We start from the raw sequence: 13,815 nt of genomic DNA, 5'->3' as shown, positions 1-13,815 counted from the left end.
GAGGCTGACGTGATTGCCTACAGACACGAAGCCATCGGATAACTCGCTCATCGCAGTAATGCCCGCAGCTTTTCAAAAATGATAATGACGAGAACATGTAAATGAAAAGAATGCTCATTAACGCAACTCAGCAGGAGGAGTTGCGTGTCGCACTGGTTGATGGACAAAAACTCTATGACTTGGATATTGAAAGTCCGGGTCATGAACAAAAGAAAGCGAACATTTATAAAGGTAAAATCACTCGTATTGAACCCAGCTTAGAAGCCGCTTTCGTTGACTATGGTGCTGAACGCCATGGTTTTCTCCCTCTAAAAGAAATCTCACGCGAATACTTCCCAGATAACTACTCCGGCCATGGCCGTCCAAACATCAAAGATGTTTTACGTGAAGGCCAAGAAGTTATTGTCCAGATCGACAAGGAAGAGCGCGGAAATAAAGGCGCAGCACTGACTACCTTCATCAGCTTAGCGGGAAGTTATCTGGTCCTAATGCCAAATAATCCACGGGCAGGCGGTATCTCTCGCCGCATCGAAGGCGATGACCGCAGTGAATTGAAAGAAGCCCTATCCTCCCTCGATATCCCGAATGGTATGGGACTGATTGTTCGGACTGCAGGCGTTGGAAAATCAGCAGAATCACTACAGTGGGATTTAAACTTCCGACTAAAACATTGGGAAGCGATTCAAAAGGCTGCGAATAGCCGTCCAGCACCGTTCTTGATTCACCAAGAAAGTAATGTGATTGTACGGGCGTTCCGCGACTACTTACGTCAAGATATCGGTGAAATTCTGATCGATAACCCTAGTGTCCTAGAATTAGCTCGCCAACATATTGCAGCACTAGGCCGCCCTGATTTCACGAGTAAAATCAAATTATACTCTGGTGAAATTCCCCTCTTCAGTCACTATCAGATTGAATCGCAGATCGAATCTGCCTTCCAACGTGAGGTCCGCCTTCCTTCAGGGGGATCTATCGTAATCGATACGACTGAAGCGTTGACTGCGATTGATATCAACTCCGCGCGCTCAACTCGCGGCGGCGATATTGAAGAAACCGCCTTCAATACCAACCTTGAAGCCGCAGATGAAATTGCTCGTCAATTACGGTTACGTGATTTAGGTGGCCTCATCGTCATCGATTTTATCGATATGACGCCCGCTCGCCATCAGCGCGCTGTCGAAAATAAATTACGTGATGCCGTACGTCAAGACCGTGCCCGTATCCAAATTAGTCATATTTCACGCTTTGGTTTGCTCGAAATGTCTCGTCAGCGTCTGAGTCCATCCCTCGGCGAATCGAGCCATCATGTTTGTCCACGTTGTAGTGGCACCGGAACCATCCGTGACAACGAGTCGTTAGCCCTGTCCATTCTGCGTTTAATCGAAGAAGAAGCGTTAAAAGATAACACTAAAGAAGTGCATGCGATCGTGCCCGTTCAAGTTGCCTCTTACCTTCTTAACGAGAAGCGCTCGGCAGTGAATGCGATTGAAACTCGCCAAGGTGGCGTGAAAACGGTTATCGTTCCTGATGATAAAATGCAAACACCACACTACTCAGTGCTGCGTGTTCGTAAAGGTGAAGAGACGAATACGCTCAGCTATCACTTACCGAAACTGCATGAAACCGAAATGGCACTGCCATCGGAAGAAGAGACCGCTGAACGTCGTCGTCCAGAGCAACCGGCACTGGCTGCCTTTGCTATGCCTGATGCCCCACCAGTCGCTACCGAAGCACAAGCGACCTCTGCGGGAGAAAAACCAGCGGGTTGTTTCTTTAGCCGTCTGGTGAAAGGGATCAAAGCTTTCTTTGCTGGCTCGGATAATGCTGAGAAAGCAGCAACTGACAAGACAACGACGGCTCAGGCTGTATCGACGCCTTCTCAACAACAAGCTAAACAGCGCCAAACGGATCGTCGTAATAATCAACGTCGTAATAACAACCGTTACGATCGTAATGATAAGAACGACCGAACCAATCGTCAGAATCAAAAAGAGAGTAACATTGCAGGACAACAAGAGGATACACGTCGTCAATCTTCGCGTAACTCCGGCAATAATACTGACAATACCTCTCGTCAAGAACGCACTCCGCGTCAGGACAATGCCGTCAGTGATGAGGTGCGTCAACAACGCGAACAGCAACGTCGCGAACAACGTGCTGAGCGTCAGCGCCGCCGTCAAGAGGAGCGTCGTCAGCAACAAGAAGCGCGTAAGCAAGAAACGGCTACCGAGCAACAAGCTGAAACGCCTGTTAGCGAAGAGACCCCACGTGAAGTGAAGGTCACGCCGCGTCGTCAACCTCGTGTGCTGCAACAAAAAGTTCGTGTAACAGACACTGATACCACTACTTCTGCTGAGGCGACTCAGGCTGAACAAGCGGTAGCAATCCCTGCAGCGGCTGAAACCGCTGCGGCTCGTCAAGTTACAGAGAACCAAGAAAATGTTGCACCGCGTCGTTCACGTCGTTCCCCTCGTCACTTACGAGTGAGTGGTCAACGTCGTCGCCGCTATCGTGATGACCGTTACCCGCAACAAACACCAATGGCCGTGAGCACCGCCGCCGCTGCGCCAGAAATGGCATCGGGTAAAGTCTGGGTGCGTTATGATCTGCCGGTCACCACTGTAGAGTCCGCCACAGAGACTCCTGTTGACACCAAAATCGAGCAAACCACGTTGCCAGTGACCGATTCGGTGCAGAGTGAAACGCCAGTGACGCCTGTTGTAGCGAGTGAAGCACCTGTGGTGAGTGAACCCGTTGCTGTGGTTGAACCTACCCCAGTACAGGACGAGCCTGCTGCCTCACAACCTGAGGTTGTCGAGGCTCAACCTGTCACGGTTGAAACTCAACCTGTTATTGACGAGATTCAGCCTGTCATCAATGAGGCCCAACCTCAGATTGCAGAACCTGTCACCTCATTCACTCCACAAGCAGTGACTGCAGGGCGTCTGGTGGCAACTTCACCTGTCACCAAAGCTGAGGCACCCGCTTGGGTAGCCGAGCCAATTAAACAAAGCGATTGGGTTCGTCCGGTTTATCAATTCACCGGTAAAGGTGCGGCAGGTGGGCATGCTGCGCGCCACCATGCTAGCGCCGGCGTGACGAAAGCAAGCTAAGTTAGCTCAAAATAAAACACCCGCAACGTCGCGGGTGTTTTTTTATCCATCATTTATTCATCTGAAACAACGAAAGTTTAGACATTTGCGTATAGGCAGTGTAACTCGCCTGGAGTGCCGTCTCTTTCATTTGGTATTCCGAAATGGTCTGCGTCACATCAGCATCCACCAATTGACTCAACTGCCCTTGCGCGAGAATACTCTGGCTAGCGCTAATCGACCCCAAACTTTCTAATTCCGTCAATTGCGTCCCATTTTCAGATTGCAACGTCAGAATATTATTTAAGCTATTGTTTAATCCTCGATTAGCGGTATTCATTGCTTCCTGAAAGTCTTGCATTGCTGAATCATCCGCTTCTTGTAGCGGCGTCTTAAGCGTTGTGATGGCCTTATCTAAGATTGAAAAAAGATCCGTATCACCCAAGGTGCCATCAGGCTCTAATTTTGGATTCGCGGATGCCGACTGAAAGACCTGCTTACCGGTATGAGTAAGGGTCATCACCCGTTGATTATCCACTTTCTGCATTATAGGCTGTTCGCCACCTTGATAACTCACTCCTTGATCACCCGAGACAAACGGGGGCTGAGCGGTGTTGTATCCAGCGAAAAGATAACGTCCATTGCTGTCTTGGCTATTGGCCAGCGTTAGCAGTTGATTACGCACGCCTTCAAGCTTTACTGCTACAGATTGCCGGTCATCATCATTCAGCGTACCCGTGGCGCCATAAATAATATCGCTAATCGCGGCTTGAATATTATCGCTGATTGAGGAGAGTGCCGTGGCTTCGTTACTCAGGCTAGTCTGAGCAAATTGCTGTGCCATACTGTAGCGCTGCTCGGTACGTTGATGCTGTTGGATCCCTAACGCTTGCGACGCCGCGACGGGATCATCGGATGGGGAAACGACTCGCTTACCGGAAGATAATCGCTGTCCTGCGGCTAACCAATCCGTTTGGGCATGACTAATCCCCTGAGTCTGTTGTTGGAAAATAAAGGTGGTACTTAATCGCATCTCACTCACTCCCGCTTAGTACACTAACTGCGCACGCTGATTAGGGCATCGAATAGCGCGCTGGCGGTATTCAATACTTGGGTATTGGCAATGTAATACTGTTGATATTGCGTTAAGTTGGCATATTCCTCATCCAGATTCACTCCTGAAACGGCTTGCTGACGCGCAGTGAGCTGTGTGATGATATTGTCTGATAAATTCGCTGCATTCTCATAAGCTTGCGTTTGCGTTCCGACAAAACTGACTGCCGAGCGCCAAGTCTGGCTGAACGTTTGTGTCCCCCCTACCCGTTTTTGCGACTGCAGGTCGAGCATCTGCTGAATATTACGGTTATCGCTCTCGCCTGACAGATCCTGAGCTGCAGCTAATTTATTGGGATCGCTAAAGTTTAACGAGAACTGATGGGTAATCTGATTGACCGGCTGTAACAGAAAGCGGTCATGTTCGGCAGGGCTGCCACTGACCGTGATAGCTAGCCCATCAAACTCGAGGGTAGTGCCGTCTGCCGAATCCGATATCTTCACTGGAATTGCGGTATTGTCGCTTAATCGGGTTACCTGCCAGTTACCTTGTTGAAACACTAGTTGATAGTCGGAAGCTTGTACCTGCTCGGCATCGGTAAATTCAGCATTTAGCGAGGCGGTTCCGGTATTTAAGAGGTTTTGTTTAATACTCGGCTGCCCAATACTGAACATCGCTTCGCCTTGCTGGCCATTCAAATCATAGCCTTGCTCCTGCACACTATTAATCGCGGTAGCAAATGCCAAGGTCAGCTGCCCTAAGCGGTTCTGCAACTGATTAAGCTCATCGTGGCGAAAGGCTATTAGCCCTCCCACTTTACCGGTCTTAAACAGTTTTTCGGGTAACTCTACCTGTCCCGCTAACTTATCTTGATAACCCAGCGTTAACTGATCTGGATTGGCATTTGAGGGGATCGCCTCTAACGGGTAACTTTTGGTGCCACTGACTAATGTAAAGCCGTTCGCGATACTGACGCTCATATTGCCATCTTGCATCGCCACCGTTACTCCCACCTGATCATTAAGTTCCCGTACTAACTGATCACGTTGATCAAGCAAATTATTCGGGGCATCACCGCCTTGCGACAGCTGAGCAATACGTTGGTTGAGGGTAGCAATTTGCTGGGTATAGCTATTTATCGCCGAAACAGAACTCTGTAATTGTGAATTAATATCGCGCTGCTGCTGATCGAGCATCGTTTGGGTGCTGGTAAACTGATTCGTTAATGCTGCGGCTTGCGACATCACCGCCTGACGGGCAGCGGGATCGGCAGCATTATTCACCACATTCTGTAAGGTATCGAAGAAGGTTTCTAGCCCATCATTCAAGGTCCCCCCTTCCAGTGTCATCTGTTTGTCAATGGCAGACAGCTGCGTGTAATGCGCCGACTGCGCGCTACTCTTTGCACTCGCGTTACGCAGCTGACTATCGATTAATGCATCGTATTGCCGTTGAACACCGTTCACAATCGCCCCATTTCCATACCAACTGTTACCACTAAAGGTGTTTTGTGCTTCCGAAATCACCGTAATCTGTCGGTTATAACCTGTAATGGTGTAACTACTGATGTTACTTGCAGTACTGGTTAACAGTTGCTGGGCAGCACTTAATCCGCTCATCGCAGAATTTATTAAACTCGACATATCTTTTCCTTACCCTTATAAACTTGCAGATATCTTGGCCTAATAACGCCCCGTTCTTTCTATCGGCACAAGACAAAAGAGACTTTATTAAAGACAATTAAAATAATTCGTTTAGATTGAGCGTAGCGCTAGGGAGTTGACTAGGGAGCCCCTGATTCAGCTGCCGGATAATGGCCACCAGCTTTTGGGCATAGTGCGGATCCGTGGCATAACCCGCTTGCTGTAACGCATAGGCCCCTTGCTCGGCGCTACGTGCAGAGGTCACTGCTTGATAGCGAGGATTATTCACCAAGAGATTGCCATAATCCTGTAATGCCTCCTGCCATGAGCGATAGACACGAAACGGTTCGGTGGTTTTCTCTGCGTGGCCTTGTCGGTACTCAGTGGTGACAGTCGCCGTCGTCGGTCCCTGCCAGCGGCCACCGGCTTTAATACCGAACAGGTTATGACTGGGTAGCCCCTGCTCTGTAGTGATTTGTCGCTGTCCCCAGCCAGATTCCAAGGCAGCTTGGGCCAAAATGAGTTTCTCCGGGATACCGGTTTCTCGGCTCACACTCTTAACATGCGGTAATAGCCGTTGAATAAATTGCTGCATCGGTTGGGCTAACTGCACCACGCTATCGACTTTTCGTTCCACCAGCTGTGAAAGCCGTTGAAAAAATTGCCGGTTATTATCGAAGGGGATCGCACGTTGACCAACCTCAGCGCTTGGTGGTGTCACCGATTGCATCTGCTTTTCGATCAATGCCGCTAACCCTAACGGGCTAGTGGGGGCCATCTGGCTGATCTGTTGATCATAGAGAGCAGTAAAGAGTCGTTGCGAGTCGCTACCCAGTAGATCCCCCCCGGGTAGACTTTGCCGCATACTTTTCAGCATCATCTGTAGGAAGAGACCTTCAACTTGCCGCGCTACCGTGGCGATATGAGTTTGCGGCGACTGCTGTGCTGCCCCGCGTAAGGCATTCAATTCATTGACATCCCACCCGATTGCTATCGTCATCGCCATTAGAGGATCTCCAATTCAGCATTCAGGCAGCCCGCACTATCCATCGCTTGTAAAATAGACATTAGCTCCGTCGGAGTGGCGCCAAGGGTATTTAACGCGGCCACCACATCATTCAACGATGCACTGGTATTCACTTTCTGTAGCGCGCCACCCTGCTCACGTAACGATATCTTGGTTTGTGGCGTAACGACCGTTTCTCCTCCAGCCAATGGTGTATCCGGCTGATTAACTTTCGCTTGATTATCCACGGTTACGGAAAGGTTACCCTGGGCGACGGCACAGCGTTCAATACTGACTTGCTGATTCATAATCACCGAACCGGTCCGGGCATTAATCACGATTTTTGCGCGGGCAGTGGGGAGCGTAATCGGTAAATCTAGCAGTTTGGCTAGAAGCTGGACTTGCGACGCTTGGGTCGGTGACACTCGTACCGCGATACTACCCCCATCAAGCGGTTCAGCGGCCGAATAACCACTGTATTTATTGACCACATCAGCCACCCGCTGGGCGAGGGAGAAATCGTTTCGTGATAATTGCAGGATCAGTTGGTTTTTATCACCGAAATTATGCGGCAATTCCCGCTCAACCGTTGCCCCTCCCGTGATCCGTCCACCGTTCAGTTGGTTAACTTGTACACTGCTCCCTCCGGCTTGCGCACCCGCACCGCCGATTAGCACATTTCCTTGCGCCAAGGCATAGACCTGGTTATCTACACCTTTTAAGGGTGTTAATAATAGCGTCCCGCCGCGCAGGCTTTTCGCATTTCCCATCGAAGACACCACCACATCGACGGTTTGGCCTTGGCGTGCGAAGGCGGGTAACTTCGCCGTCACCATGACCGCGGCCACATTTTTCAGTTGTATATTGGTCCCCGCCGGTAGCGTAATGCCGAGCTGCGACAACATATTGCTCATCGACTGTGTTGTGAAAGGGGTTTGCGTGGTTTGGTCCCCCGTCCCATCAAGGCCCACCACTAATCCATAACCAATCAACGCATTTTCCCTGACCCCCTGTACTTGCGTCACATCTCTGATACGCAATGTTTGCGCGAACGAGAGGAAACTCATACACAGTAATCCAATCATGATGATAATTCGCATCCTAAGACTCCCTTACATCGGTGCGATAGTTAAGAAGAAACGCTGTAGCCATCCCATTTGTTGGGCATCATTGATATAGCCGTTTCCAACATACTCAATGCGTGCATCAGCTACGGAGGTAGAAAGCACTGCATTATCGGCATTAATGGTGCGCGGATTCACTACACCTGAGAAACGGATAAATTCGGTTCCCTGATTAATTTCAATTTGCTTCTCGCCGACGACTTTCAAATTACCGTTAGCTAGCACGGATGAGACCGATACGGTAATGGTTCCGGTGAAGGTATTATTTGCCGAGGCTCCCCCTTTACCGCTAAAGTCATTCCCGCCCGATCCATCGAAGTTGGCTTTATCACCACCCAATAGTCCATTCAACGAGCGCGGCACCACGCTCAAGCCAAACTGACTACTGCCTTGACGTGATGCGTTACTGCTCGAGCTTTTACTCGCGCTGACGTTTTCCCGCAAAATAATCGTTAAGGTATCGCCAATGGCTCTGGGTCTTCGATCTTCAAACAGCGGTTGATAGCCAAAATTCATGGGAGCAACGGCTTGAAAAATTGACCCATTCACCACAGGTTGCGGCAAGATGGCGGGCTTGGCTGAGGTATCTCCTTTGACTAAGGGAGTATGGGGAATGAGGGCACAACCACTCAGGGTGCTTAAGCATGACCACATCAATCCCGTAAAAAACCAACGCATTTTCACCCTTATCTCCTTTATCGTGGGCGTGAGGTCACGCCCAAAGCGGTTTAAAGTTGCGTGAGACGTTGTAACATCTGATCGGAAGTACTAATGGCTTTACTATTGATCTCGTAAGCACGCTGAGTTTGGATCATGGTGACTAACTCTTCCGCCACATTCACATTTGAGGTCTCAACGTAGCCTTGATAGAGTGAACCCGCCCCATTTTGGCCCGGCGTACTCTCCGTCGCCGCGCCAGAGGCTTGGGTTTCTTGATACAGATTCTCGCCTTTACTCTCTAATCCAGCGTCGTTAATAAACGTATTCAAGGTTAATTGCCCAACCTGAGCCGGTTGCGTCTGCCCAGCTTGCGTGACACTCACAATGCCATCTTTCGAAATAGTGATACTGAGTGCATCCGCTGGAATGGTGATCCCCGGCTGTACCGGATAGCCAGCGTTATTCACTAGCTGGCCATTCTGATCAACTTGGAACGAGCCATCGCGAGTGTATGCCGAGCTGCCATCAGGTAGGAGTACTTGGAAATATCCTTGTCCATTGATGGCGACATCTTTAGCGTTATCGGTTTTCGATAAGTTTCCCTGAGAGTGAAGACGCTCGGTGGTGACAGGTCGTACCCCAGTCCCGATTTGTAAACCGGAAGGTAACGTATTTTGTTCTGAAGCCTGCGTACCCGGTTGACGTAAGGTCTGGTAAAGCAAATCTTCAAATACCGCACGTGAGCGCTTGAAGCCGTTGGTCGATACGTTGGCGAGATTATTGGAAATGACATCCATGTTTGTTTGCTGGGCATCAAGTCCGGTTTTTGCAATCCATAAAGAACGGATCATGGTCTTTCCTCATTAACTCGTAATGGACAATAACTGGTTAGCCTTTTGCTCATTTTGATCAGCATGACTGATCTCTTTCATTTGCATTTCGAAGCGGCGAGCATGGTTGATCATCTCTACCATCGATTGCACAGGGTTAACGTTGCTCTCCTCTAAGACTCCCGGCATCACTTTGCCCTGGGGATTAACCGGTAAGCGTGCGTCACCAAATTGGGCAATGGCTTTTTCGGTAGGACGAAAAAATCCGTCATCGCCACGTGTCACCATAGTCGGTTCCCCCAAGGCAATCTTTAATCGCCCAATCGCTACCGTCGCATTCGGTTGATCCCCCGCATTTAATGCCGTGAGGGTTCCATCCGTGGCAAGCGTTAATTGCGCATGCTCTGGGATGGCAATGGGTCCGCCCTCCCCGACTACAGGGTGGCCATTCACGGTCAGGATCCCCTGCGGTGAAACTTGCATATTGCCATTACGCGTGTAGGCTTCGCTGCCATCGGGTAGTGTGACGGCTAGCCAATCATTGGGTTGTAATGCAACATCGAGTGTCCTTTCCGTATAATTAACGCGACCGGCAGAGAGATCCGCCGCGGGGGTAGAAGCCGTCACAAAACTTCGCGTAGCAAGGCTTGCACCCTCCACGGGCACCGCGCGAAAATTGGCTAATTGCGCTTTAAAGCCGGGGGTGGAAACATTGGCTAAATTATTTGAGGTCACTGCTTGCAAGGCGAGGGTTTGGCTCGCTCCGCTCATTGCGGTATAGATCATCCTATCCATGAATGGCCCTATCCTTTATCGTAAATTAACCAAGGTATTGAGGATTTGATCTTGCGTTTTTATGGTCTGCGCATTGGATTGATAATTACGCTGCGCGACGATCATATTAACCAGCTCCTTACTCAGATCGACATTCGATGCCTCGAGTGCGCCGGCAGTCATAGTGCCAAAATTACCGCTACCTGGTGTCCCAATGGCGGGTTGTCCAGAAGAGGAACTTTCGCTCCATAGATTGTCTCCCATCGGCTGTAGCCCTTCACTGTTGGTAAAGCTACTTAGGACAATTTGCCCCATCGCTTGGGTGCGTTGGTTCGAATAACTGCCGATAATCGTGCCATCATCATTGATGGTAAATCCGGTTAAATCCCCAGGCGCATAACCGTCTTGTTTTGGATTGCCAAACTGCGTCTCACCCGTGTTCTGCTGGCTACTGCCTGCGAAATCGATGTTAAGGGTTTGATTGGCTGCCGCCCCATTGCTTCCCTGTATCGTTATGGGTTGGAGGGCTTCGCTGGTCAGTTGTCCATTCTCATCGAAGGACATGGTAAAGTCGGTGGAGGCTTCCCCCGTTGAACTGTCAATGGGGTAAACTTGCCATTGATTGTTAGCGGTTTTCACAAAATAGAGATCGAGTTGGTGATCATTCCCTTGGCTGTCGTAAACCGTCATACTGCTTTTGGCGTTATAACTGTTAACTTCTTTAGCATCGAACGGCGTTATTGAGGGTAACGCGTCTGAGGAGTTCAAATTGACTTGAAGCGATCCTTGGGTGGTCGCTCGGGCAGGCAGCTGAGTCGTTGGGATCATAATTGGCACTGGATCTGCGCCGGTTTGAACGGTGGCGGGAGAACCTGTTACTGGGTAACCGGTGACTTGTAGACCTTCAGTATTGACGAGGACCCCGTCGGCATTACGTTGTAACTGGCCATTGCGCGAGTAATAAATCGACCCATTGCTATCTTCTAATCGGAAAAAACCATTCCCCGATAAGGCGACGTCGAGATTACGTCCCGTTGCATTAATTGCACCATCACCAAAATTTTGGATCACGGCAGACACTTTAGTTCCGAGCCCAGTTTGGCTACCCGCAAACATATCGGCGAAGGCGGCCGTTGAACTCTTAAATCCACTCGTTGCAGAGTTAGCAATATTATTCCCTATCACATCTAAGTTACTTGAGGCAGCATTCAATCCACTGACTGCTTGCGAAAAAGACATACTTATCTCCTACTGTTAAAGAATTTGCTTAATTTGATCGAGACTCGCGGTACCGTAAGTACCCAAATTCAGTACTGCGCCGGTGGCAGAGGGCGTCACGCCATAAACCATGGCATAGGTTAATGATGAGGTATGGATCGCCCCCGTATCGTTGGTAGCGTCGATACTGACACTATATTTTCCTGCAGGGGCGGAACTCTCATCATCCAGGGTGCCGTCCCATTGGAAAGTATGAGTCCCCGCTCCCATCGCACCCAGATCGAGTTGTGCCACAACATTACCGCTGCTGTCTTTGATGGTGGCTGTCACCGAAGTCGCGGCAGAATCCGTTTCGAATCCGAATGGCGTGGTGGCCTCTTCGCCAACCAGAATGGCATCGCCTGGCACCATGACGCCGTGACCAATGAGTAACGTGTTTTGTACCGATTGATTGGTATTGATTTGTCCAGAAATTGAGGAGAGCGTGGTGTTTAGGTTCTCAATCCCTGCCAAGGTATTGATCTGCGCCAGCTGGGTGGTTAACTGACTGTTATCCATCGGATTGGTAGGGTCTTGATTTTTTAATTGTGCAATTAATAGTGTCAGAAACTGGTCTTGAAGATCAGCGCTGGAATTGCCTGATGTGCTGGACGTTGCGCGAGTGCTCAGTCGATTGGCGCTGCTAAGTTCAGATAACATGGGTCAACTCTCCTTATTGACCTAGCGTTAGGGTCTTCAATATCAAGCTTTTGACAGTATTCAACACCTCAACATTGGCTTGATAACTGCGTGAAGCAGAAATACTGTTCACCGTTTCTGCCACAACGTTAACATTAGGCATTTTGACGTAACCTTTATCATCTGCGAGGGGATTTTCTGGCTGATAAACCAGCTTGAAGGGCGTAGGGTCGTCGATGATTCCAGATACCTTCACGCCGCCAATACCAGTGGTATTCGTCGGTTCGGCCTTGAAAATAACCTGTTTTGCGACATAGGGCTGGCCATCTGGACCGGTGACACTGTCGGCATTCGCCAAATTACTAGCACTAACATTGAGGCGTTGTGACTGAGCCCGTAAGGCTGAGCCTGAAATATCGAAGATTGAAAGCATATCCTGAGGTTCCTTATCCTTGGATGGCGCTAGTCAGCCATTTAAATTGGTTGGAAAGATAGGTCAGATCGGTTTGGTAGTTGACACTGTTCTCTGAAAAGGCCACCCGCTCTCGATCCATATCCACAGTGTTACCATCTGCAGAAGGCTGATCAGGGATGCGATACATCAGGGGAATTGACTGAGAAGATTGGGGTTTTCCGGCTATATGGCCCGATGAAGTTAAGCGTAATGCTATCCCCTCAACGGGCACCGCATTGCCAGATATCGCACGTTTAAGCGAGGCGGCAAAGGGCATATCACGTGCTTGGTAGCCAGGCGTATCGGCGTTCGCAATGTTAGCAGCTAAGACTTGTTGTCGTTGAGTCCGTAATGCGAGCGCTTGGCTCGCAAAATCAAGATTGTGTTCGAGGCGGTCCATCATAACGTTATCCTTACTGACTGAATATTACGCAGAATACGTTAATCATTTCAGGACAAATCGTTTGAAAAGCCGATAAAACACAGAGTAATTCTGCGCTTGATGCCCCAAGTCAGTCCGTAGACTGATCCTATTTGGATGGGGGCAATTTATGAAAGCATTGTGGATGGTAGCAAGTTGGCTAATGGTTATGCCCAGCTATGCGGCGTCATTGGACGAGCAGCTTGTGGCCTTTTTTTCCCAGCGAGAACCTGACTATGCGACGACATTGCAGGTGGAAGTGTTACGTGCCCCTAAGACCAAGATGACGTGTTCATCGCCTCATTTTCAACTGCCCAGTCATAGCCGCCGATGGGGGCCGCTGACACTGACCGCTCAGTGTGACAAGCAAGTCGCTGTTATACAGGTTCGAGTGAAAGTTACGGGACGATTTTACCTTAGTAAGCGAACCCTGGCACAAGGCGCGGTCGTTCGTGCAGAGGATATTCGCAGCGTTATGGGCCGTCTTGATGAACTCCCCCCCAACAGCTGGTTAGTGCCCCTACCTTTACCCTTGATCGCCTTACAAAAGATCCCTGCAGGTAAGGTATTAACAAAGCAGCAATTCCGCCAACCATGGGTAATCAAGCAAGGTGAAACCGTGCCGATCACTTTTCAGGGTAAGGGGTTTCACATTGCAGGGCGCGGTACCGCTTTAGATAATGCCATGATTAATCAGTCTCTGCGGATCCGATTAGAGAATGGTCAATGGCTAACCGCAACCCTGAACGAACAGAAAGAAGTTATCGTGAAATAATCACTGCATAAAACTGATAAAGTTTTTCGTTATCTTGCCGATAGACAATGTGAATCACCATTAATACGCTTTTTTTATAAGGACAG

At 49.5% G+C, this 13,815-nt stretch carries 13 protein-coding genes; 2 read left to right on the top strand and 11 right to left on the bottom strand.

What is annotated here, in order from left to right; all coding sequences use genetic code 11:
• The first annotated feature begins 101 nt into the window (after positions 1-101).
• Positions 102-3,113, top strand: coding sequence for a ribonuclease E (gene rne / locus QJR74_RS06270; RefSeq protein WP_304373691.1), 3,012 nt, complete (start codon positions 102-104; stop codon positions 3,111-3,113).
• Positions 3,114-3,162: 49 nt separating this feature from the next.
• Here the strand turns inward: rne and flgL are convergent, their stop codons facing one another.
• The 11 genes from flgL to flgB form a co-directional block, all read right to left on the bottom strand.
• On the bottom strand, positions 3,163-4,125 hold the full coding sequence (gene flgL / locus QJR74_RS06265; protein ID WP_304373690.1) for a flagellar hook-associated protein FlgL: 963 nt from the start codon (positions 4,123-4,125) through the stop codon (positions 3,163-3,165).
• 23 nt (positions 4,126-4,148) lie between these two features.
• Positions 4,149-5,789, bottom strand: a complete 1,641-nt coding sequence (gene flgK, locus QJR74_RS06260; RefSeq protein WP_304373689.1) for a flagellar hook-associated protein FlgK — start codon at positions 5,787-5,789, stop codon at positions 4,149-4,151.
• A 97-nt stretch (positions 5,790-5,886) separates the two neighbouring features.
• Entirely contained in the window at positions 5,887-6,795 is a 909-nt protein-coding gene (flgJ, locus tag QJR74_RS06255) for a flagellar assembly peptidoglycan hydrolase FlgJ (RefSeq protein ID WP_304373688.1), read from the bottom strand.
• Complete coding sequence (locus QJR74_RS06250; RefSeq protein ID WP_304373979.1) at positions 6,795-7,880, bottom strand: flagellar basal body P-ring protein FlgI; 1,086 nt, start codon at positions 7,878-7,880, stop codon at positions 6,795-6,797. Before QJR74_RS06250 ends, flgJ begins: the two co-directional genes overlap by 1 nt.
• Positions 7,881-7,907: 27 nt before the next feature.
• Complete coding sequence (locus tag QJR74_RS06245; protein WP_304373978.1) at positions 7,908-8,597, bottom strand: flagellar basal body L-ring protein FlgH; 690 nt, start codon at positions 8,595-8,597, stop codon at positions 7,908-7,910.
• Positions 8,598-8,647: 50 nt separating this feature from the next.
• Complete coding sequence (flgG, locus tag QJR74_RS06240; protein ID WP_071429560.1) at positions 8,648-9,430, bottom strand: flagellar basal-body rod protein FlgG; 783 nt, start codon at positions 9,428-9,430, stop codon at positions 8,648-8,650.
• Between the two features lie 12 nt (positions 9,431-9,442).
• Positions 9,443-10,204 (bottom strand): flagellar basal body rod protein FlgF, encoded by a 762-nt coding sequence (locus tag QJR74_RS06235; RefSeq protein WP_304373687.1) that lies wholly within the window; start codon positions 10,202-10,204, stop codon positions 9,443-9,445.
• Positions 10,205-10,219: 15 nt separating this feature from the next.
• Positions 10,220-11,422: a flagellar hook protein FlgE gene (gene flgE, locus QJR74_RS06230; RefSeq protein WP_304373686.1), complete on the bottom strand. Its 1,203-nt coding sequence runs from the start codon at positions 11,420-11,422 to the stop codon at positions 10,220-10,222.
• Positions 11,423-11,437: 15 nt separating this feature from the next.
• Entirely contained in the window at positions 11,438-12,100 is a 663-nt protein-coding gene (gene flgD / locus QJR74_RS06225; RefSeq protein WP_304373685.1) for a flagellar hook assembly protein FlgD, read from the bottom strand.
• A 13-nt stretch (positions 12,101-12,113) separates the two neighbouring features.
• Positions 12,114-12,512 carry a flagellar basal body rod protein FlgC gene (gene flgC / locus QJR74_RS06220; protein ID WP_304373684.1) on the bottom strand — a complete coding sequence of 133 codons (399 nt, stop codon included), beginning with the start codon at positions 12,510-12,512 and terminating at the stop codon, positions 12,114-12,116.
• A gap of 13 nt (positions 12,513-12,525) precedes the next feature.
• The gene (gene flgB, locus QJR74_RS06215; protein WP_304373683.1) at positions 12,526-12,936 is read right to left on the bottom strand and encodes a flagellar basal body rod protein FlgB; all 411 of its coding nucleotides are present in this window, start codon (positions 12,934-12,936) and stop codon (positions 12,526-12,528) included.
• A gap of 148 nt (positions 12,937-13,084) precedes the next feature.
• Here flgB and flgA point away from each other — a divergent pair, with 148 nt between their 5' ends.
• Positions 13,085-13,729: a flagellar basal body P-ring formation chaperone FlgA gene (gene flgA, locus QJR74_RS06210; RefSeq protein WP_304373682.1), complete on the top strand. Its 645-nt coding sequence runs from the start codon at positions 13,085-13,087 to the stop codon at positions 13,727-13,729.
• The last annotated feature ends 86 nt before the right edge of the window (positions 13,730-13,815 follow it).

The organism is Tatumella ptyseos, from assembly GCF_030552895.1.
Taxonomy (GTDB): Bacteria; Pseudomonadota; Gammaproteobacteria; order Enterobacterales; family Enterobacteriaceae; genus Rosenbergiella; species Rosenbergiella ptyseos_A.
The sequence above is the reverse complement of the archived record's forward strand: the minus strand, read 5'-3'. Positions and strand labels throughout refer to the sequence as shown.

Excerpts from the sequence above, each read along its gene's own strand:
- flgA (WP_304373682.1), top strand. The coding sequence starts at position 13,085 with ATGAAAGCATTGTGGATGGTAGCAAGTTGGCTAATGGTTATGCCCAGC.
- flgB (WP_304373683.1), bottom strand. The coding sequence starts at position 12,936 with ATGATGGACCGCCTCGAACACAATCTTGATTTTGCGAGCCAAGCGCTC.
- flgL (WP_304373690.1), bottom strand. The coding sequence starts at position 4,125 with ATGCGATTAAGTACCACCTTTATTTTCCAACAACAGACTCAGGGGATT.
- flgC (WP_304373684.1), bottom strand. The coding sequence starts at position 12,512 with ATGCTTTCAATCTTCGATATTTCAGGCTCAGCCTTACGGGCTCAGTCA.
- flgJ (WP_304373688.1), bottom strand. The coding sequence starts at position 6,795 with ATGGCGATGACGATAGCAATCGGGTGGGATGTCAATGAATTGAATGCC.
- rne (WP_304373691.1), top strand. The coding sequence starts at position 102 with ATGAAAAGAATGCTCATTAACGCAACTCAGCAGGAGGAGTTGCGTGTC.
- flgG (WP_071429560.1), bottom strand. The coding sequence starts at position 9,430 with ATGATCCGTTCTTTATGGATTGCAAAAACCGGACTTGATGCCCAGCAA.
- flgE (WP_304373686.1), bottom strand. The coding sequence starts at position 11,422 with ATGTCTTTTTCGCAAGCAGTCAGTGGATTGAATGCTGCCTCAAGTAAC.
- flgK (WP_304373689.1), bottom strand. The coding sequence starts at position 5,789 with ATGTCGAGTTTAATAAATTCTGCGATGAGCGGATTAAGTGCTGCCCAG.
- QJR74_RS06235 (WP_304373687.1), bottom strand. The coding sequence starts at position 10,204 with ATGGATAGGATGATCTATACCGCAATGAGCGGAGCGAGCCAAACCCTC.
- QJR74_RS06245 (WP_304373978.1), bottom strand. The coding sequence starts at position 8,597 with ATGCGTTGGTTTTTTACGGGATTGATGTGGTCATGCTTAAGCACCCTG.
- flgD (WP_304373685.1), bottom strand. The coding sequence starts at position 12,100 with ATGTTATCTGAACTTAGCAGCGCCAATCGACTGAGCACTCGCGCAACG.
- QJR74_RS06250 (WP_304373979.1), bottom strand. The coding sequence starts at position 7,880 with ATGATTGGATTACTGTGTATGAGTTTCCTCTCGTTCGCGCAAACATTG.